The following is an 18,995-nucleotide window of genomic DNA, read 5'->3' on the forward strand; positions in this document are numbered from 1 at the left end:
TCAATAAATCATTAGGCCCACTTTTTCATTTCAATCATTGCATGTGGATAAGTCTTGCCCAATTCTATTTTCATCTTTTTGAGTTCGGAGGAATTTAACTCCTCTGGCTGATGGATGTCAAAACCCTTGATGGCTGCTAATTCTGGAATCCAAGCCCTCACAAAATCCCCATTCTTATCATAGTTTTTTGCCTGATTCAAAATGTTGAAATATCGGTTTTCTCTAGGGTCATTTCCAACCCCTGCCACATACATCCAATTCCCCCAATTGGAGCAAACATCGTAATCGATCAATTTGCTTTCGAAGTAACTCGCTCCCCAAGTCCAGTCGATTCCCAGATCATTGACCAAAAAGCTTGCAACGTTTTGCCTTCCCCGATTGGACATAAAACCTGATTGATTCAGCTCTCGCATATTTGCGTCAACAAAAGGAATTCCTGTTTTACCCTCACACCAGAGAGCAAACTGTTCCTGATCCCTATTCCAACTATCAACCTGATTTTTGATTCCTGAAATGTGGAAAACCTGATCTCCATGCTTCTTACAGATGAAGCGGAAATAATCTCTCCAAAGCAATTCGAAAATCAGCCAATAGGTGCTGTCATTCTTTTTTCGCTCTTTCTCATACCGCTTCACTTCATAATAAATTGTCCTTGGGGAGAGACATCCCAAAGCCAACCAAGCTGAAAACCTTGAGCTGAAATCAGTCCCTAAAAGACCATTTCGGGTCTGTTTGTAATTTTTCAGTAAGTCATCATCCCAAAAATAGGATTGGAGTCGCCGCAAACCGGCACGTTCCCCTCCAACTAACCCTATAACAGAACGCGAGGTCTGCTTTGCTTCCTCCAATCCAAATTGACTTAATTCTGGGATATCCCCTGCACTGAAAATCACCTCAGTACCAGGATATGAAACAGTAAGAGGGCTTGGTATTTCAGCCCTTACTTCTGACATTTTTTCTACAGACTTTCTAAACTGAGTAAAAACTTCAGGAAGTTGGTTAATGGGAAAAGGGAGATCATCTAAATGATAAAGGGTACTTTGCCAAAAACTTTCTGTGACTATCCCCTTGGTCCAAGCAGCGGATTCCAGTGAGTTATCCACATTTCTCTCCTCTGAAGTAACTTCCTTTGAAAAGTAAATCGCTTCGACTTCGTATTTTTCCGCTAATTGCAAAAGCTCTTCTTCCGGCTTGCCTTCCAGAATTATCAATTCTGCTCCTAATTCCCGTAGATTTTCCCTCAAATCTGTAACTGCCTCCACCAAAAAGCGTGTTCGATGCAAACCTGTTTTGGGAATCCCCAACTCAGTTTGCTCAAACATACGTGGATCAAAGCAGTAGACCGGGAGTATCTCCTTTCCACTTTGGATAGCTTTGCTGAGAGTGACATTATCTCTAACTCTCAAATCATTCCGAAACCAAACGATCACTCGATTAAACTTCATGACCTTCCAACAGCCTGTTTAATCCAAGTGTTTTAGGTTTTAGTGGAAAAAATACTGAAGGCAATGCTCAGAACTCGATTTTTAAGCCATTTTGGTAGTTGAACTATTATAATTAGACCTACCGAATCAGAAAATTTTGTGATAACTATGTAATCTGAAAAGCATTGCTCTGCGTCCGGTTTATGAAAAATAAAAACTCAAAGTCTCCCTCGAAGCCCCAAAAAATCCCTTTTATCTATCGATCATTTTTCTTTTTCTGGTTGGCAGTGGTTTTACCAGCATGTACTTTGGCACTGATGATTACCAAATTATATTATAATAATACCCTCAATTGGGAGCCGCTAAAAAACCCAAACACCTGGTTTTACTTTCTTCTGATTCAGGTATTTGCAGGCTTCTTTACTTATCTGTGGGTTTATCGTGTGAAAGCCAAATTTTATAAAAATTAGAAGATCCTCCCGAAGATCATTTTTTAAGCGAATAAGTCACACCAGCGCGAACAGCCAATTTTAGGTCATTTTCTTTTGGTGGAATCGGGCAAGAGTATTTCGAAGCATAGGCACAATAGGGATTGTAAGCCTTATTAAAATCAAGCACAATCGTATCTCCAGCTGGAATTGTCAGATCTAAATATCTGCCTCCACCATAAGTTTCACTGCCATTGGTCAGGTCGGTAAAAGGTAAAAACAGGTAATCCTTGTATTTTTCTTGAGTCCTCAATCTATGGCTTTGGTAGATATGTAATTGATATTCTTTTCCTTCGAAAGTAAAAGTTGCTACTCCATAGATATCATAGTCTTGCAGTTGATTCGCAGTTGTTTTCATTTGAAATAAGCCTTGAGGAGGCAATTTTTCAAATTTTGCTACGACTCGATATTTTTCATCAACAGGGAAAAAAGGTAGTCCTTCAAATGCCTTTATTTCTTTTTCCGTCAAAGGTGACTCTTCAGGGTTTTTATATTCTTCATTAAGCTCCTTTTGAAAATCACGAATGGATTTTTCATAATCCTGGGCAAAGGAAAATGCAGTGCTACAAACAAATGCAATAGACAGAAGGAAAAATTTCTTTTTCATAAAAAGAAAGAATAAGGAGCTAGAACTCTAAAATTCATAAAGCAATCTGGCATTTACAATAGCCTTTGAAATACTTTCTGCAACCAGTTAAGATTGCCCCAAGAAAGAACCCTTTGGATAATTCTTAAAACCTTTAACTTAGAAAAAATAATTTTTCACTATGAAAAGACTTTCTGTTTGGTTCTGTTTCTTATTTCTTGTCTGTATTCAGGCCAAAGCACAAACGCTTGCCGAAAAAATGGGCTATCCCAAAGATGCCAAATTATTGATTATTCATGGCGATGATGTGGGCGTATCTCATTCCCAAAACAAGGCAACTTTCGAAGCCCTGAAAAAAGGATTGGTTACTTCTACCAGTATGATGGTGCCCAGTGCTTGGTCTGCTGAGGTAGGTGTGATGGCAAAGGAAATTCCAGACGCAGATATCGGGATCCACATAACTTTAACGAATGAGTGGGAAAACTTCAATTGGCCTCCAAAAGCAGGCAGGACGAAAGTTCCAGGATTAAGTGACGAAAGAGGGTTTATGTACTCAGATTGCACTCCAGTAACAGCAAATGCCAGTCCTGAGGAAGTAGAGATAGAAATCCGTGCCCAAATCAAAGCAGCCAATCAGATGGGAATTACCCCAACTCATCTAGACTCACACATGGGTTGTATTTTCTATGGTAAACCTGAATACATGCGTTCTTATTTAAAAATTGCGCAGGAACTCAAGATTCCAGCCATGGTCAATACCGAAATCATGGAAGGATTGATCAAGCCAAACATGGGAGTTTTCGAAGGAATCAATCTCGAAAATATCCCTGTGATCAATCAAATTATCATGGCAAATCCAGAAGATTACGAGGCTGGAATGGAGCAGTTTTATACAAAAGCCTTGAAAAACCTAGAACCTGGAGTTCATATAATTCTAGTCCATTTGGCATTTGATGATGAGGAAATGAATGCTGTCACGGCAGGACATGACACCTATCACGCTCCTTGGAGACAAGCTGATTTTGATTTCTTTACCAGTGAAAAAGCGAAAGAACTCATTGAAAAAAATAACATTCAGCTAATTACCTGGAAGGAAATTGGAAAAACACTTTAAACAGCCAAGCCATTGACTATCAAAGAAGTTTTTTCGAAAATACTCTTATCTCTAGGTAGTGCATTTCTATTTTATCTTTCAAAAGATATTCTGCTCCAATGGCCAGTTTTCCAGACAGATTCAACAGGTCAAGTGATTTTATATTGTTTGATTGCCAATATCATCATCCTCGGTGCTTTTGCTTTCGTAGGTTTTGCCTGGCCTACTTATAAGTTATTGCCTGAGGGATATTATAAAATCTCAAACCCTGATAGATTTCAGGAGATGGGAAGAAAAGTTGGTCTAACTCTATTTCAAAAATTTCTCTTACTGACTTTTTGGAAGGATAAAAAACAGCGAAAACGATATTTTGACGGCTCCAGATCAGGAATCAAACATTGGGTAATTCAGTCCAAAAGCTCGGAATTTGGACATTTCATTCCTTTTGTAATTATTATAGGACTTAGTATCTGGAGCTTAGTTTTAGGCTTCTGGACAATGGCCTTTGTTAATTTGCTCCTCAATATTTTTATCAATCTATACCCAGTTCTTTTGCAAAGAATGCATCGGGCTAGGCTCAGTAGAATTATTGACAGGCTTTAAAGATTCAACCAATAATTCAGCTTAAAGACTAAGGAACGCTGTTTTGGTGCGAAAGTATCCGGGAAATAATTATCTGTATAAACCAGGAAGAAATCCGAAACAGGAGCAAATCTCCATTGTAAACGTGTATTGATATTCATGTTATCAATCTGGTTGTTGTACTGGATGAAGGTTGTCCAGAAGAGTTTTTTGGTAAAGGTCAAATCAATTCTAGGCCCAACTAAAACCAAATCTGCATCATTTTGTGGCTCAGGAAGTCTAATTCTCGCATAATTGAAATTCATGGAGATGTTGGCCTTATTCCCAATTCGTAAACCCATTTCACTGACAACTCTCTGGAAATCTCCAGTGTAATATTGTCCAGCTTCAGCCTCCAATTTGATCAAGAATAGGTTCCGTGGATTACTGCTGTATTCAACTTGAAGTGTCTTGGTTTTGTAATCCGTCCCAGCTTCCAATTTTTCTCCTCCGGTTCGGGTAGGGTCAAAGTCCTGAAACAGGTACACATATCTGTTTTTCTGGGTAACAGTGATTGTCGAAAATGAATTGAACTGGATATTATAACTCAGATTGATGTCCCGATCTGTTGTTCCAATAGTTTCATTCCATAATCCTTCGTATTCGATCTTAGGTCCATGACGATTGATCAAATTCGAATTAGGATAAAACAAATAGGCTATGTCTGGATTTAATCTTTTGTAGTTTGACCTAGGAAGGTAACCCACTTCAGGATTGAAATCTTCACCGACATCTCGATAGCTAAAACTCCAAGCCCAGTGAATGTCATTGTACAACACATAGGCATTAAATGAGTAAGGTTTTACTGTTTCTTTTGATTCAAAAGTCCTGTGGTAAAACACTTTTCCAGTCCATTTGCCATCAGCTGAATTCAAGTTGTAATCTACCCCAAGTAAACGGTTGTAATCATTAGGATTGAAAAGAGATTGATATTCATCCAAAGCGAGAGACTCCTTGTCAACGAAGATGATCCCTATATTTGAGCGTGTAAATATCTTTTTCTGAAGCGCCACCACAGAAAAGTTCTTTCCTGAAATACCCGCTTCATCATCCGTGGCAGTCTGCATGTTCATGACTCCCAAGCGCCAGTTTTCATTGATCTTTCCACTTAATCTGGCTCCATATAGAATCTTACTTTGGATATTTTGCCCAGTTGCCGAGTCTATGTCTACCCCAATTCTTCTGGAAAAGAACGGCCTGGATTGTCTAGAACCAAAGCTTTCGAAGAGATCCGCATTTTCTAAAAAGAACTGTCTCCTCTCCGGGAAAAATATTTCAAATCTATCCAGGTTGGTTACCTGCTGATCCACTTCTACTTGGGAAAAGTCTGGATTGAAAGTCAAATCCAAATTCATCGCAGGTCCGATACCTACTTTTGCATCTCCACCGAATGCCGGTGAAAAACTTTCCGAAGTGTTTTCCAGATAATTTCTGGAAGTCTTACCAGCCACATAGGGGATCAAAGAAATGTTAGCTGAATTTTTTCTGACAGGCTCTTGGAAGATCAGTTTTCTATTAAATGCTGTAGAAATGATGGATAAGTTTCTAGGAATAGGAGACCAAGTACTTCTCTCACCCGTATGACTATCAATTCTATAAAAATTTACATTCCAATTTTGAGCTCCATCCTTGAAACGGATGGTAGAAAGCGGAATAATTGCCTCTACTTGCCAATGCGTATCATAAATCTTTGCCTCCGCGTACCATTTGTTATCCCAAGCTAGACTCAAGTCTTCACTTCTGATTCCACCATTTGCTAGCAATCCTTCTCTTTGAACACCATAGGGATTTACTCCAAATTGAAAGGCATTCGTCTTATCGTTAAATGTGTCAAAGACAAAAGTGATCCCGTCATTTTGCTGTCCTCGGTAATCTCTTCTCAAAGAAGTCGATACGTACTCCCTTGGACCATTATTTTCCATAATGGCGGCGATGTAAAGGTTGTTATCATCAAATGCGACTTTTACTCGGGTGTTGACTTCAGACAAAGAAGTATCTGAAGGAAAATACTGCATAAAATCAGTATTCCATCCTTCAGTATCTAGCCAGATTGCTTCGTCCAATTCCCCATCCAAAACAATCGGTGTGGAGATTTTAAAGGCAAAAGCATTCGGGTTTGAAATTCCTTGAGAATATGAACTAGTCGTCGTAACTAATATTATCAGAAATAATAAAATATAGTTTCGCATTATCATGGGATAAGCGACAAAAATATCGACGAACGTTTAGAATCAGACTTTTATTATACCAATGGTAGAAATATCGGATAGCTTTTAAAATTGGCTAAACCAAATCACCAAAAGCGGTAAGCATCAGATTTCTAGAAGAAGCGTGCCTTCTAAATTCGCAAAGATAAATCCCTTGCCAGGTTCCTAAGGCCAAGCGTCCGGATGAAATCGGGATATGAAGGCTGGAGTCAAAAAAACTAGCCTTGATATGCGCTGGCATGTCGTCTGGCCCCTCGTAGGTATGGATGAATCGAGGATAATTTTCAGGAATCAATTCATTGACAAAGGTCTGAAAGTCCTTTCTAACGGTTGGGTCAGCATTTTCATTGATGGTCAATGCTGCTGAAGTATGCTGGATAAAAACCTGCAAAAATCCCGTCTTTATTTTTCTTATCTCTGGAAATTCAGACTCGATTAAATCGGTAATCAAATGATAGCCTGAAGGAAACTGGGGAAGGCGAATTTTTTTCTGGAAAAACTGACTCATCTCTAAAAGTAAAACCTCCACTCAAAATAAAAAAGGAGGCCTTCGCCTCCTTTCAATTATTCCTTGTCAAAATACAGTTTTGAACCATCACATTCATCCCAAGTTCCTGTAAGCTGCCCCTTGCTATTGATAAAATAATCTTCAACATCTGGTGTACAACTATGCACTAAAAGACTGTTTTTGGTCGAATATTGAAATTTATAATGAGTCAAACCATCTGATAAGGATTGTTCATAGGTTCCTTGCAAAGTATACTCGCCAACAGTCTTAGTGAAACTTCCATCAGGCATCATGGAATAAACATAAGCTGAATCCTGGATGCTTGTATATTCCATTTCTCCCGAGACATTTACTTGATATCCGGCAAGAGCCCATTTTTGGCTTTCGTCCCTTGGTTCGGGGAGATCGTTGAAATCACAGGAAAATGTTAAAAAGACAAGTAAGGCAAAAATCGAAAACTGTTTCATTGGTAATTTCATATATCGGCTAGTTCCGACCTATGTGTTGCAACATCTTTGCCAAGATGAATAAGCCAATGGTAAACAGATCTTATTTTTTACTCTTTTTTGCAAATGGATTATATCTTAGGGCTGTTTCAACCCAAAAATCCCAGTCTTCCTGCTGGTCAAAGCCCTCAGGATCAACGTGTACAAATCCTTTCATGGGCCTTCCGGTAAAATCCATTGCTCTACAACCTGTCCTTTTCATACACATTTCTTGGGCTTCTTCCCCCACCCGCACCATTAGTCTTTCTTTTCCAGTCGCTTTATCTCTGTTCAAGCCGATGCACATTTTCTCATTGACCATAAAGGCGATGCCTCCCATCATTTTTTTGGCTTCGAAAGATGCTCCTCTCTGCTGGAGGCTTTGGCTCATTTTTTCGGCTAAATATTCATCATAAGCCATGCCTGATAAATTTAAATTTTGGCAATGAAATTCTCTAAAGTACCGATTCCTTCGATCGTAATACAGACCTTATCATCTACCTCCAGAGTGAAATCGTCAGGAACGATTCCAGTACCTGTCATCAAAAAGCAACCAATCGGGAAAGTATTCCCCTTAAAGAGCCATTCGGCCAATTCCTTCGGCTTCCGCTTCAATTGAGTCAACTCTGTTTCTCCAGTAAATGCAAGCTGACCCTCTCTGTAAATCTCCAGTTTGATCAAAGTCTCTTCGGAAATAATCTCATCCTGGACCAGAATGCATGGGCCAATGGCTGCACAGCCTTGGTAAACCTTTGCCTGCGGTAAGTAAAGCGGATTTTCACCTTCTATACTTCTACTGCTCATGTCATTGCCTACTGTAAATCCTTGGATTCTTCCCGCTGGAGAAATCAACAGCGTAAGTTCTGGCTCTGGCACATCCCAAGTAGAATCTTTTCGGATATTGACTTTTCCTCCTGGTGCCGATACTCTGCTTGAGGTGGCTTTGAAGAATAACTCGGGTCGGTCCGCAGCATATACTTTATCGTAAAAATCCGCTCCTCCTGCATCCTGGCTTTCTTCCATTCTTGCAGTCCTACTTCTGTAATAAGTCACTCCAGCTGCCCAGATTTCCTGGTCTCCCATAGGAGATTGCAAACCTGCTTTTATCAAGTCATTAGCTTCCTCTTCTTCCAAACTTCTCCAAGTTTTAGACTCAATGGTGAGGTATTCTTTGAGGTTTTCTCTTCCCAAAAGGTCATTCCAGTTTAGGCTTGGGCCCAAAAGAAAAGAGTCGGAAGTTTGAAGTAAGGTTCCAGAAGGAAGTTTGTACAGTTTCATAGGTTTAAGGGTTTGTTGAAAACGGAATTTAAGGAAAAGATTTGGGAAGGCTAGCTGTGCAAAACAAGGAATTTCATTTTTGAGAATTGCATAAATGCTTTTCCCCATTACCTTTGTGTCAAGATCATAAGGGGTGCCTAAATATTTCGGGCTGAGATCATACCCATAAGACCTGATCCGGGTAATGCCGGCGAAGGGAAATGAGCAGCATAACATTAGTACCAAATCGAATTCGCGAAAAGGCGCCGTTGCGCTTTCTGTTTTGTACAAGTTGTGCATACGGGTAAACAATCACGGAAGACTTCCCCTAAGTTTTCTCATGTTTAACCAGAATAACCCGCAAGGGAAAACACATGAAAAAAGTACTGTTAAACCTGGCATTATGCCTGTTTGCAATCTCCACTTGGGCTCAAAGCAGCCTTAGCGGAAAAGTCCTGGATGCCAAAACGGGAGAAGTATTAATTGGAGCTTCCGTTTGGACCGAAAAACAAGGACGAGGAGCTGTCACTGACGAAAATGGAGATTTTACTATCACCAAATTAAAAGAAGGGGAGGTTCAACTCCGTGTTTCGTATGTAGGTTTTGAAACTCTTCAAAGAACAATACAAGTCCCTTTTGTAGGAGATTTGACACTCTCTTTAAATCCTACTGATTTGCTGACCGAGGAATTTATAGTCTCTGCTACAAGAGCCTCAGCTACAACTCCTACGACTTTCCAAACCATCGATAAAGCCGAGCTTTCCAAAAGAAACTTGGGGCAGGACATTCCGATATTATTGAATTTCACTCCTTCTGTAGTGACCAATTCAGATGCAGGAGCCGGAATCGGGTACACCAGCATGAGCATCAGAGGCTCTGATCAAAGCAGAATCAATGTGACTGTCAACGGTATTCCTATGAATGATGCAGAATCTCACGGGGTGTTTTATGTCAACATGCCGGATTTTGCTTCTTCTGTGGATAATATTCAAATCCAGCGAGGTGTTGGAACTTCCACTAACGGAGCTGCAACCTTCGGAGCGAGTCTAAATATTCAAACAGATACAAGAAATGATGATCCTTATGCGGAAATTTCCAACTCTGTGGGTTCATTTAATTCCTGGAAACATACGGTAAAAGCAGGAACAGGCTTGTTGAACAATCATTTCGCAGTGGATGCAAGGCTTTCTAAAATCACATCCGATGGCTATGTGGATCGTGCATTTTCAGACCTGAAATCCTTCTTTGTCTCTGCAGGATATTATTCCGAAAACCATGTGGTAAAACTGAATGTCTTTTCTGGAAAAGAACAGACTTACCAAGCTTGGTATGGGCTTCCTGAGTCTAAGCTGGAGGATGATCGAACCTTCAATTATTACACATACGATAATGAAACTGACAATTACCAACAAGATCATTATCAGTTGATTTACACTGGAAAAATCGGAAGTAACTGGAAAACCAACGCCGCTCTTCATTATACCTATGGAAGAGGTTATTACGAGCAGTTCCGTGAAGATGATGACTTTGCAAGTTATGGACTTCCAGATGTTCAAATTGGGGAGGAGACTATTTCCAGCACTGATATCATTCGCCGAAGATGGCTAGATAATGACTTCTTTGGAGGTATCGCTTCAGTCAATTATATCTCGGATGATGGAAAATGGGATGTGATCTTAGGCGGTGGAGCCAATCGCTACGATGGAGATCACTTTGGTGAAATCATTTGGGCGAGAGTTGCTGGAGAAACTAATATTCGAGATCGATATTATGACAACAATGCTGTGAAAGACGATAGAAATATTTACCTGAAAGCAACCCACGAAATCAGTCCTGGATTGAATCTGTTCGGGGATTTGCAGGTGCGTGGCATTAACTACACTTTTTTTGGAGTCAACGACGATCAGAGAATCGTTGATGGAAATCAGACCTATACCTTCTTCAATCCAAAATTCGGTTTGAGTTATGAGCGAAGCAATGGTCAGGTTTGGTATGCTAGCTATGCTGTAGCCAATAGAGAGCCGAAGCGTTCGGACTTTACGGATAATCCAATCACGGAAATTCCAAGACCAGAAAGACTGAATGACATTGAAGCTGGTGTAAGAGCCCAAAAAGGCAAGTTTAATTACAATGTCAACTTCTACTACATGGATTACAAGGATCAGTTGATTCTAACTGGCCAGATCAATGATGTAGGAGCTTATATCCGGGAAAACGTGGCCAATTCTTACCGAGCTGGAATCGAGCTTTCTGGAGCTTATCAGGTTTCAAAGGCTTTGACTTTGGGTGGGAATTTGACACTTAGCCAAAACAAGATCGAGGAATTCACTGAATATGTGGATGATTATAGCACAGCTGAATTTCAGCAAGAAGCTTTCACTTATGAGGATACCGACATTGCTTTTTCTCCAAATGCCATTGCTTCGGCAATTATCGAGTATAGACCAGTTGAAAATCTTTCGTTGAACTGGATGTCGAAATACGTGGGCAAGCAATACTTGGATAATTCATCCAGTGACAGCAGATCTCTCGATGCCTTCTTCACCAATGACATTCGTGTGAGCTACCAAGTACAACCGAGATTCTTCAAAAGCTTGGAGTTGAACCTTTTGGTCAATAATATCTTCAATGAACTCTACGAACCGAATGGCTACACTTTTAGCTATTACATTCCTGGAGATTCTGGAAGAGAATTAATTACTGAAAACTATTATTACCCGATGGCAGGAACCAATTTTATGTTGGGTTTGAATTTGAAGTTTTAGAGAGACTCTAATTAAAGGAGCACTGGCTTTCCTAATTCTTATTAGGAAGTGTCAGTGCTTTTTTTGCTTAAGAATGATGAACTTTTCAAATCCCCAAACCACTTTTTATTTTCTCCAAAGCCATAACTGCATCTTTTTCCTGATTGTAATCCAGCACTAAAAACTTGGTGCCGTCGACAAGCATAACACATTTATAAATGGTGATGACTTGCGAAAGTGTGGGACTTATTCCATTGGGAGTATTTCTACTTTGAAAAGTATGATGGATAAGTTCTACTTTTTCGATTTTTGGTAGTTCCTGCCAGTCCCCAATTTTAACCCATAGGATACTTTGATATTCTTTGAATCTATTTTCTTCAAAGTCGATGAGAGTTCCAGAATAAATTGAAACCATTAACAAACCAATTAAAAAAGCTCCGCCACCTACGATACCTATTTTCTGCGGGTCAGTATTCACCTCAAAGTATAGTGGAACAAGTAAAACTATACCTCCAGCTGTTAAAAAAATGAGGCTCAATAGTCGAGTTCCATTAATTCCAGAACTTTTATTTTTATGGTTAAATTGAGACAACTCGGTCGGATATTGGTTGATTCCTAAAATTATCAATTCCTCAATAAAGAGCTAATTCTATCCTAAGCTGTATTTCCCTATCAACAAGCGTCCGATCAGCCCAACTTCCACTATATGCTATGTCCCAATTGAATCGATCAATTTCCACCGCCGCTTTAAATTGATTTTCATACTTTTTGGCTAAAAAGGAAATTCTGTTTGTAATTCCTTTTATTTCCAAATCTCCAATTATTATCAAGTCTCCATTGGCATTCCTTATAATTTGTTCAATTCTGAAAGTTGAAATAGGATACTTATCCACATTAAAAAAATCAGCACTTTTTAAATGATTCGTAAGATTTCGAATGGGAATTGGATCTGTTGCTGGAATGTCAGTTACTATAATCCTATTCATTTCCAATAAAAATTCTCCGCCAATTAATTGGTTATACCTCTCCAAAAGGTATCCGGACCGAAGAGCTATTTCTCCTTCATGCTTACCTAAGCCCATCATTTTTGTCCCTTTCCAAAATATTCTAGAAGCTGAGAGGTCAATTTCTAATGTATCAATTACTCCATCAGAAAAGGTTTCTGTGATATGTGGAAATGTTTTGGAATCAGACTTATCCACACAGCTAAGCATTAACATCACACTTAGAAACAAGAAAAGCTTATTCATAATAAGGAATATTCAATCCCAGAAATAAATCTCGGTTAATCGTTAAAATGCCATTTTCCATAATGGGATTCACAACTCCAGACCCACCTCTATTTTCCAGATTTTTCCTCTTTTCAATTGTCAAAAGAGGATCGTCTTCAAATACAAAATCATCAAGATAGTAGGCTATTTTCCCAGGTTCTTTCACCGTCAGATGAATATGTTCCGGTTCATTCCGATCTGGATAAGCAGCTGGACGAAAGGTGTAAAAAGTATAATTCCCTTTTGAATCCGTCTTTACCCAGCCCCGAATAAACCCATGACGTATTGCCCAACCCTCTTCATCTCCCTGAGTTTGATAAAAACCACTTCTATTAGTATGGTAGATGTAAATAATTACCCCTTCAGCAGGAGATTTTCCATCACTTTGATACACTTTCCCTGTGATCTTTAGCTTGGGTTCGTTCTCAATAAAAAGTGGAAGCGTATCAATTGGTAAAAGCTTTTTATCACCATATTCAAAGATTGCCTCGCAACCTTCACAAGGTCCTCCAACGATTTTTTCTTTTTGGGATTTTGTTGATTGTGCATTGCAGGAGAAAAAACTCCAAAACGTCAAGCACAGCATGATCAGTTTACAAATTTTCATTTCGCAGATTTTTCCCAAAAGGTTGGAAGAAGTCTACTAATGCAAAAACCAACTTGGCTGAGCTGTGGAAAATCTACCTTAAGACGATGAAGACATAGAAATCTTCTCTTTGAAGTTATCCACATAATTACGACTTAATCTGAGTTCCTGCTTGTTTGAAAGCAGCACATCATAGTCTCCATTGAGGCGGGACTTGAAGGAAGTCACATGGCTGATATTTACGATAGTGGATTTATGAATCTGCACAAATCTAGCTGGATTCAGCTCCTTCAAAATGGATTTGAGAGTTGCGGTATGCAACTGTTTTTTATCATCATAATGAATAGCAATATAGGGTGAGGCTGCGCTGATATAGGAAATATCTGAAGTTCTGATTGCAATTTTTGTCCTTCCAGAACCAACCACCAATTGTTCTAAATATTGCAGCTTTTCAGATTGGGCGGGTTTTTTCTTTCTAATTAAAACCAATGAAATAACGGAGTAAATCAACAAGTATTTATATAAATCCTCAGAAATAGTGTAGTTGAGGTTTCGTAAGAACCCAAAAGTATGCTTATAGAAAAGCGCAGAAATCAAATTTATCAAGCTGGCAAAAAGCAGGATGTGGATAAGTGTTGTCAGCAACACAAAAAACAACCTTTTGACAAATGGATTCGGGAGCTTTTTATTTACTGAATCCTTTTGAAAAAGCCAGTTAAAAAGAAAAGCAACCGGCAAAATCAGAATCCAAAATGTATTGAAAAGGAAAGATTCGGATGCATAAAAGGAATAGTCGTTGTATCTCGAACTTAAGTAATCCTGAAAAATTGTCACCAAAAGCACCAAAACCAAAACAACGAGATATTTAAGCGTTGCTTTGATTCTAGGTTTTTCTGGTGTCATGTTCAATAATTCTGGGTTCAGTTTAATTTACCCTTTCTCTCCAAAAAATTTTATATGCAACTGATATTTCACTCAAATGAAAATCAGATAATACAGGTCGAACAAAGAATTAATCAACCTTTATTATCCTTATTGCCTCTGTGTAAATCTTTGCGAACTCAGTGGATCCAAGAGTTTTAATCAATCCGGAAACACACTTTTATCCATTCCTGGTACGATACGAAGTGCATTTTTGTAATACAGTTTCTTCAAAACTTCATCAGAAAGGCCTAAGCCATACATCGCCCAAAAAGCATGGTATTTCTTGTAGTAAGGGAAATACTCATCGTCAGTTTCCAGGACTCTGAAGTAAGTGTAATACTCTTCCTTGTTATAGGCATCCTTTCCAAAAAGAACTCTGTCTTGGTATTTTTCAAAAAATTCTCGGGCTCTTTTCGGCTGGCGACCAAACTCTGCGATCACTGCACCTATTCCAAAATTTACATTTGGAAATTTTTCCAAATGGGCACTTGCAGCATCTAAGTCATTTGCCATCCAACCCATATGGGCATTGATGAAAGTAGTCTCAGGATGCTTCTCAAAAACATGATGTTGCTCCGCGATAATCTGTTCAAATGGAGCAGGATTATCATATCCTCTTTTTCTGTTTGGATGTGTTTTCAACTCCAACCAACGCTCGTTATTTGCATCCATTTCCTGCCAAAATTGCGCTGGGTCAGCCGAGTGAATGATTACCGGAATTCCCAATTCACCCGCTTTTGCCCAAACTGGGTCCAAATCCGGATGGTCCACAGGTACTCTGTTTCCATTGATATCTTTCACATTCAGCCCAAGGCTTTTGTAAATTTTCAATCCACTGGCTCCGGCAGCTACATCTTCCTCTAATTCCTTCACAGCCACACGAGTCCAGTTTTCATCCCCAAATCCGGCAAAATTCAAATTGGTGAAAACCATAAACCTTCCCGGTGCATGAGTATTAAATTCACTGATCATGGATTTGATATACTCTTGTTGGCTATTGCTATCTCCTCGACCAAAGCCTCTTCCGCTGAGGTTTACCAAAACTCCCATGTTCAACTCATCCATTTCACTCACCAGCTCATCAATTCTAGCCTCATTGATTCCTCCCTGATGGCTGTGAATGTCAACGAATGGAAATTTTGCACGCTGAACAATATGTTCTGGGACTTTGAGTGTTGACGGTGGATTGTATTCCTCAAAACTCATTTCCTGGGCAAAAGAAACTGTGGAAATTGCAAGAAAAGTAAGGGAAGCGAAGGCTTTTAATTTGAATGGTACAGATTTAAGCATGTGATTCTTGGGTGAAAAGGGTAAATGGTTGATTTTAGATAGAACTCAAAACAATAACTTGTAAAACGGAAGAAAACACAAATTGGATGTAAGTTTTTTAAAAAACCCCAATCCAAAAAAAATCCCGGACCGAATGATCCGGGATTTTAACCAAACAAATCCATAATTTTTATCTGCCGGTTCCTGCTTGGATGGATTGTCCAAAGAAGATGGCATTCATATAAAGCTTGTTAGTGCCGAACCAAAAAGCCCGGAAATTCATATTATCGGCAAATCCAATAATTCTTCCTCTACCTACACTGGAAACACGGATAACTCCACCGTTTTTAAGTGCTTCCAAATTTGAAGGATGCAAATATCCTGAAGCCAATGGGTTCTCAGTGTAGACTAAAGGATTGGCATATGGGTTTTCGGATGGCTCCAAGAAGAAATTATCATTTCTAAATGTGTGGATATCCGAATGGGTGTATCCATAACCAATCGGGTGAGTCAAATCCAGCTTTGCATTGAAAATCGCTCCACCTGTAACTTTGGCGCCCGTTGCATTTTCATAGTCAGCATAGCTTTTTTGAAGCCCTTTTTCTGATTCGGAGCCAGATCGGAAAGTAAAATTACCCACCTCATTCTGTGCCAAGAATCGCAATGCACCACCTTTTGCCACAAGTGTTCCTCCATCAGCAACCCATTCTTTCAGAGCAGCTGCTCCGGATTTCCCCAAAGAATTATAGCGACCATCCGGCATCAAAATCACATTGTAGCGATCCAAGGTTCCTCCACCTATTGCATCCATTGGTAATAAGGTGATAGCCATTTCCATGCGTTGATCCAACAAATGCCAGATCTCACCAGCCTCATAGCTATCTACTCCACCGTCCACAAGCAAGGCTATTTCAGGCTTATCCAAAGGATCTGTAAAGGTAGAACCCATGTTAATACCAGTGGTGTATCCGGTGCTGATCGCATGAATATCCACATTTGAAGAAGCAGCAATCTCATTCAGTTTTTGGTACATGGCATTCTCATCCAATCCTGAATCACCCTTTCCGATCAAAATGGTGCCTCTTCCAAAAGTTTTTCTCTCAGGTGTGGTAAATTCTGCATGGGCAACGCGAACCATAAATCCAGCCTTCATCAATTTATTGGTTGCTTTCGGAGCATAATAATTCGTCCACTCCAAAGCGTACTGATAAGCTCCAGGAGCTCCGATAACTTTACCCAGCGCAAGTTTAAAGGTGTTTTTATCAACTTTCTCAGTGCTTGCCAAATTCAGAATGCGGCTATTCAAAGCCACATAATCCAAATCAAAAGCCATCGGATAAGTCCAAGCTGAAATATCATAAAAAAGACTATCGGCAAAAGTTGTTCGGGTCTCGAACATTGCTTTGATCAATCTGTATTGTGGCTGATTGGCTGGAACAATGAATGATTTTTCCTTCTTGAATTCCTGACCATTCAAAGTCACATCTTCTTTTAAGCTGAAGACTTCAATATCATGCTGCAAAATCAAGTCAGCCAAATGGTAGCTTTTTGCAAGGTCTTCCTTACTTCCAAAAATGTAAGCTTTGTTTACATCAGCATCGCTTTCTGTTTTCACTTCACCGTAAAAATCCTTCATCCACTGGTTTAGCTCCTGACGCATTTCTTTGGCGGCCTGAAAGGAAGAAAGGTTTGCAGTAAATTGATTTCTGATGGTAAAAGGAAAGCTTAGCATTCCATAATCCGTCTCTTGTAAATGACCTCTTGAGCTGGCCTGCTCAAAGAGAATCCCTATCGAACCTTGGACATCCGGATAAGTTGATCCTTTTCCATAGTAGAAGTCATCGTAGTTTTCCTGATTGTAATACAAAGAGCCAATTTGATCCAAAGCTTTTGCGTGGTATTCACCAATCTTTTTGGTCAACTCAAAATTCTTGGTTGGCGTAAGGGGATGCATCCGTGCTGGAACTCCCGGTTGGAAAAAGAAGGTGCTGTTACTTCCCATTTCATGGAAATCCAAGTGGATATTTGGAAGCCAATCCTGGAAAACCCGAACTCGATTTCTTGATTCAGGATGCTGTACAGGCAGCCAGTCTCTGTTCAAATCAAACCAATAATGGTTGGTTCTTCCTCTTGGCCAAGCTTCATTGTATTCTCTTCCATTTGGATCACCGTTGAGGTTATATGATTTATGAGAATTGACCCAAGAAGCAAATCGGTTTAATCCATCTGGATTGATTGCTGGATCTAATAACAACACCATTTTTTCCAGATCTGGACCGACCTCTTTAGCAGCAGCAAAATGATAGATTGCCAAAAGGGAAGAATTAGATCCACTTGGCTCGTTACCATGAACTGAATATCCCATAAACATGACAATCGGCATATTGGCAACATCCACAGAAGCTCCTGGATCTCTCAATTTTGCCCTTTCTGCTTTGATTTGGTCTATTTTGGAAAGGTTCGCAGGCGAAGAAATCGTCAATAAGACTTGAAGCCTTTTTTCATAAGTTCGACCAGTCTCTTCGATAATTACACGATCAGAAGCCTCAGCCACTGCTTTCATATACATGACCAATTGATCATGGCTGACATGCCACTCTCCAACCTCATAGCCCAAAACTTCTTTGGGAGTAGGAATGGCAGGATCATAGGTATAAGCCTTTGGTAAATAGTAACTCAGATCCACTTGGGCAAACCCAGAGATGGCAAAGAGTGATAAAATCACTAACAGAGTAACCTTTTTCATATAGATAGATGGTTTTAAACTTTCGACTAAATTCTTACTTAGATTCCTTAAAAAAAACTATTTTGGTTCAGTGGTTAAAATAATTGAAGAAGCAACATGGATTTAATAGCACCTTCAAATGAATTGTTTGCTTGGCAAATAGGAAGTTTTTTAGTTATGGCAGGGTATTTTGGTTTTACCGTTTATGCTTTGGTTGACATGATTCGGTCTGATTTTCGAGAACATCACATGAAATTGATCTGGGCTATGTTGATTCTTATGGTTCCTGTGATCGGAACATTTCTTTACTTAAGCATGAGCAGACGTACAAAACAAAATTTCCGCAGGTTTAATCCTGATTTTTCAAAACTTAAAGACTAACTAATGACAATTTTATTTATTAATAATATGGGTGGCGGCGCAATCATATTTTTTCTTCTGTTAAGTCTGATCTATGGTATATTATGGATTTACTGCCTGATTGATATCCTTCGCTCAGACTTCAAAGATTCCAATATGAAATTGATCTGGATCGTAGTTATCCTATTTGCACAGGTGGTTGGACCTATTGCTTATTTGATCATGGGAAATAGTACTAAAGCTACCTTTAAGTCTTAAAATATGTTTGGATTAGGAATCATCGGCTTGGCCATTTACATCTATACAATCTATGATGTAGTCACTAGCAACTTTCACAACTCTAACGACAGGATTATCTGGTTATTGATTGTCGTTTTACTTCCCTTTTTAGGAACGATTTTGTGGTTTTTGATCGGAAGAGGGAAGAGGATTTAAAAAATAATCCTG

19 protein-coding genes and 1 riboswitch are annotated in these 18,995 nt (G+C 39.3%); of the genes, 6 read left to right on the top strand and 13 right to left on the bottom strand.

The features are described from left to right. Window positions 1-11 precede the first annotated feature (11 nt). Together J0A69_RS02870 and J0A69_RS02875 are read right to left on the bottom strand one after the other, a co-directional pair. The gene (locus J0A69_RS02870; protein WP_206585003.1) at window positions 12-1,445 is read right to left on the bottom strand and encodes a DASH family cryptochrome; all 1,434 of its coding nucleotides are present in this window, start codon (window positions 1,443-1,445) and stop codon (window positions 12-14) included. A 465-nt stretch (window positions 1,446-1,910) separates the two neighbouring features. Continuing rightward, complete coding sequence (locus tag J0A69_RS02875) at window positions 1,911-2,519, bottom strand: DUF1684 domain-containing protein (RefSeq protein ID WP_206585004.1); 609 nt, start codon at window positions 2,517-2,519, stop codon at window positions 1,911-1,913. A 160-nt stretch (window positions 2,520-2,679) separates the two neighbouring features. On the opposite strand from J0A69_RS02875, the gene J0A69_RS02880 reads away from it, so the two are divergent. After that, window positions 2,680-3,612 (top strand): polysaccharide deacetylase family protein, encoded by a 933-nt coding sequence (locus J0A69_RS02880; RefSeq protein ID WP_206585005.1) that lies wholly within the window; start codon window positions 2,680-2,682, stop codon window positions 3,610-3,612. Between the two features lie 12 nt (window positions 3,613-3,624). Continuing rightward, window positions 3,625-4,194, top strand: a complete 570-nt coding sequence (locus tag J0A69_RS02885; protein ID WP_206585006.1) for a glycosyl-4,4'-diaponeurosporenoate acyltransferase CrtO family protein — start codon at window positions 3,625-3,627, stop codon at window positions 4,192-4,194. On the opposite strand, the gene J0A69_RS02890 is transcribed toward J0A69_RS02885, so the two are convergent. The 5 genes from J0A69_RS02890 to J0A69_RS02910 form a co-directional block, all read right to left on the bottom strand. Beyond that, a complete protein-coding gene (locus J0A69_RS02890; RefSeq protein WP_206585007.1) occupies window positions 4,191-6,401 on the bottom strand; it encodes a DUF5916 domain-containing protein in 2,211 nt (736 codons plus the stop codon). The genes J0A69_RS02885 and J0A69_RS02890 overlap by 4 nt on opposite strands. A 94-nt stretch (window positions 6,402-6,495) precedes the next feature. Next, window positions 6,496-6,927 (bottom strand): secondary thiamine-phosphate synthase enzyme YjbQ, encoded by a 432-nt coding sequence (locus J0A69_RS02895; RefSeq protein WP_206585008.1) that lies wholly within the window; start codon window positions 6,925-6,927, stop codon window positions 6,496-6,498. A gap of 56 nt (window positions 6,928-6,983) precedes the next feature. Beyond that, window positions 6,984-7,406 (bottom strand): hypothetical protein, encoded by a 423-nt coding sequence (locus J0A69_RS02900; RefSeq protein ID WP_206585009.1) that lies wholly within the window; start codon window positions 7,404-7,406, stop codon window positions 6,984-6,986. 70 nt (window positions 7,407-7,476) lie between these two features. Then, a complete protein-coding gene (locus tag J0A69_RS02905; RefSeq protein ID WP_206585010.1) occupies window positions 7,477-7,833 on the bottom strand; it encodes a TfoX/Sxy family protein in 357 nt (118 codons plus the stop codon). An 11-nt stretch (window positions 7,834-7,844) separates the two neighbouring features. Next, window positions 7,845-8,690 (bottom strand): fumarylacetoacetate hydrolase family protein, encoded by an 846-nt coding sequence (locus tag J0A69_RS02910; RefSeq protein WP_206585011.1) that lies wholly within the window; start codon window positions 8,688-8,690, stop codon window positions 7,845-7,847. Window positions 8,691-8,809: 119 nt separating this feature from the next. Continuing rightward, window positions 8,810-8,906: riboswitch (TPP riboswitch) on the top strand. 137 nt (window positions 8,907-9,043) lie between these two features. Here J0A69_RS02910 and J0A69_RS02915 point away from each other — a divergent pair. Then, complete coding sequence (locus J0A69_RS02915; protein ID WP_206585012.1) at window positions 9,044-11,434, top strand: TonB-dependent receptor; 2,391 nt, start codon at window positions 9,044-9,046, stop codon at window positions 11,432-11,434. 85 nt (window positions 11,435-11,519) lie between these two features. On the opposite strand, the gene J0A69_RS02920 is transcribed toward J0A69_RS02915, so the two are convergent. The 6 genes from J0A69_RS02920 to J0A69_RS02945 all read right to left on the bottom strand — a co-directional run bounded on the left by J0A69_RS02920 (window position 11,520) and on the right by J0A69_RS02945 (window position 18,209). Continuing rightward, window positions 11,520-11,951: a hypothetical protein gene (locus J0A69_RS02920; RefSeq protein WP_206585013.1), complete on the bottom strand. Its 432-nt coding sequence runs from the start codon at window positions 11,949-11,951 to the stop codon at window positions 11,520-11,522. A gap of 94 nt (window positions 11,952-12,045) precedes the next feature. Beyond that, a complete protein-coding gene (locus J0A69_RS02925; RefSeq protein ID WP_206585014.1) occupies window positions 12,046-12,663 on the bottom strand; it encodes a YceI family protein in 618 nt (205 codons plus the stop codon). Next, entirely contained in the window at window positions 12,656-13,291 is a 636-nt protein-coding gene (locus J0A69_RS02930) for a dioxygenase family protein (RefSeq protein ID WP_236032599.1), read from the bottom strand. The genes J0A69_RS02925 and J0A69_RS02930 overlap by 8 nt, the downstream gene beginning before the upstream one ends. A gap of 78 nt (window positions 13,292-13,369) precedes the next feature. Beyond that, window positions 13,370-14,173, bottom strand: a complete 804-nt coding sequence (locus tag J0A69_RS02935; protein ID WP_206585015.1) for a LytR/AlgR family response regulator transcription factor — start codon at window positions 14,171-14,173, stop codon at window positions 13,370-13,372. Window positions 14,174-14,353: 180 nt separating this feature from the next. Further along, window positions 14,354-15,484 carry an amidohydrolase family protein gene (locus tag J0A69_RS02940; RefSeq protein WP_394369871.1) on the bottom strand — a complete coding sequence of 377 codons (1,131 nt, stop codon included), beginning with the start codon at window positions 15,482-15,484 and terminating at the stop codon, window positions 14,354-14,356. A gap of 169 nt (window positions 15,485-15,653) precedes the next feature. Next, on the bottom strand, window positions 15,654-18,209 hold the full coding sequence (locus J0A69_RS02945; protein ID WP_206585016.1) for a M14 family zinc carboxypeptidase: 2,556 nt from the start codon (window positions 18,207-18,209) through the stop codon (window positions 15,654-15,656). 96 nt (window positions 18,210-18,305) lie between these two features. Here J0A69_RS02945 and J0A69_RS02950 point away from each other — a divergent pair, with 96 nt between their 5' ends. The 3 genes from J0A69_RS02950 to J0A69_RS02960 are packed head-to-tail and all read left to right on the top strand — an operon-like array spanning window position 18,306 to window position 18,983. Then, window positions 18,306-18,569, top strand: coding sequence for a PLD nuclease N-terminal domain-containing protein (locus tag J0A69_RS02950; RefSeq protein ID WP_206585017.1), 264 nt, complete (start codon window positions 18,306-18,308; stop codon window positions 18,567-18,569). Between the two features lie 3 nt (window positions 18,570-18,572). Then, on the top strand, window positions 18,573-18,806 hold the full coding sequence (locus J0A69_RS02955) for a PLDc N-terminal domain-containing protein (protein WP_236032601.1): 234 nt from the start codon (window positions 18,573-18,575) through the stop codon (window positions 18,804-18,806). A 3-nt stretch (window positions 18,807-18,809) separates the two neighbouring features. Continuing rightward, window positions 18,810-18,983 (top strand): PLDc N-terminal domain-containing protein, encoded by a 174-nt coding sequence (locus J0A69_RS02960; RefSeq protein ID WP_206585018.1) that lies wholly within the window; start codon window positions 18,810-18,812, stop codon window positions 18,981-18,983. Window positions 18,984-18,995: the final 12 nt, after the last annotated feature.

It is taken from the genome of Algoriphagus pacificus, assembly GCF_017254845.1.
Taxonomy (GTDB): Bacteria; Bacteroidota; Bacteroidia; order Cytophagales; family Cyclobacteriaceae; genus Algoriphagus; species Algoriphagus pacificus.

What these genes read in the sequence shown, in the direction of transcription:
- J0A69_RS02870 (WP_206585003.1), bottom strand. Translation starts at nt 1,445, where the DNA reads ATGAAGTTTAATCGAGTGATCGTTTGGTTTCGGAATGATTTGAGAGTT.
- J0A69_RS02895 (WP_206585008.1), bottom strand. Translation starts at nt 6,927, where the DNA reads ATGAGTCAGTTTTTCCAGAAAAAAATTCGCCTTCCCCAGTTTCCTTCA.
- J0A69_RS02950 (WP_206585017.1), top strand. Translation starts at nt 18,306, where the DNA reads ATGGATTTAATAGCACCTTCAAATGAATTGTTTGCTTGGCAAATAGGA.
- J0A69_RS02935 (WP_206585015.1), bottom strand. Translation starts at nt 14,173, where the DNA reads ATGACACCAGAAAAACCTAGAATCAAAGCAACGCTTAAATATCTCGTT.
- J0A69_RS02915 (WP_206585012.1), top strand. Translation starts at nt 9,044, where the DNA reads ATGAAAAAAGTACTGTTAAACCTGGCATTATGCCTGTTTGCAATCTCC.
- J0A69_RS02910 (WP_206585011.1), bottom strand. Translation starts at nt 8,690, where the DNA reads ATGAAACTGTACAAACTTCCTTCTGGAACCTTACTTCAAACTTCCGAC.
- J0A69_RS02955 (WP_236032601.1), top strand. Translation starts at nt 18,573, where the DNA reads ATGACAATTTTATTTATTAATAATATGGGTGGCGGCGCAATCATATTT.
- J0A69_RS02880 (WP_206585005.1), top strand. Translation starts at nt 2,680, where the DNA reads ATGAAAAGACTTTCTGTTTGGTTCTGTTTCTTATTTCTTGTCTGTATT.
- J0A69_RS02900 (WP_206585009.1), bottom strand. Translation starts at nt 7,406, where the DNA reads ATGAAATTACCAATGAAACAGTTTTCGATTTTTGCCTTACTTGTCTTT.
- J0A69_RS02925 (WP_206585014.1), bottom strand. Translation starts at nt 12,663, where the DNA reads ATGAATAAGCTTTTCTTGTTTCTAAGTGTGATGTTAATGCTTAGCTGT.
- J0A69_RS02875 (WP_206585004.1), bottom strand. Translation starts at nt 2,519, where the DNA reads ATGAAAAAGAAATTTTTCCTTCTGTCTATTGCATTTGTTTGTAGCACT.
- J0A69_RS02890 (WP_206585007.1), bottom strand. Translation starts at nt 6,401, where the DNA reads ATGCGAAACTATATTTTATTATTTCTGATAATATTAGTTACGACGACT.
- J0A69_RS02940 (WP_394369871.1), bottom strand. Translation starts at nt 15,484, where the DNA reads ATGCTTAAATCTGTACCATTCAAATTAAAAGCCTTCGCTTCCCTTACT.
- J0A69_RS02960 (WP_206585018.1), top strand. Translation starts at nt 18,810, where the DNA reads ATGTTTGGATTAGGAATCATCGGCTTGGCCATTTACATCTATACAATC.
- J0A69_RS02930 (WP_236032599.1), bottom strand. Translation starts at nt 13,291, where the DNA reads ATGAAAATTTGTAAACTGATCATGCTGTGCTTGACGTTTTGGAGTTTT.
- J0A69_RS02905 (WP_206585010.1), bottom strand. Translation starts at nt 7,833, where the DNA reads ATGGCTTATGATGAATATTTAGCCGAAAAAATGAGCCAAAGCCTCCAG.
- J0A69_RS02945 (WP_206585016.1), bottom strand. Translation starts at nt 18,209, where the DNA reads ATGAAAAAGGTTACTCTGTTAGTGATTTTATCACTCTTTGCCATCTCT.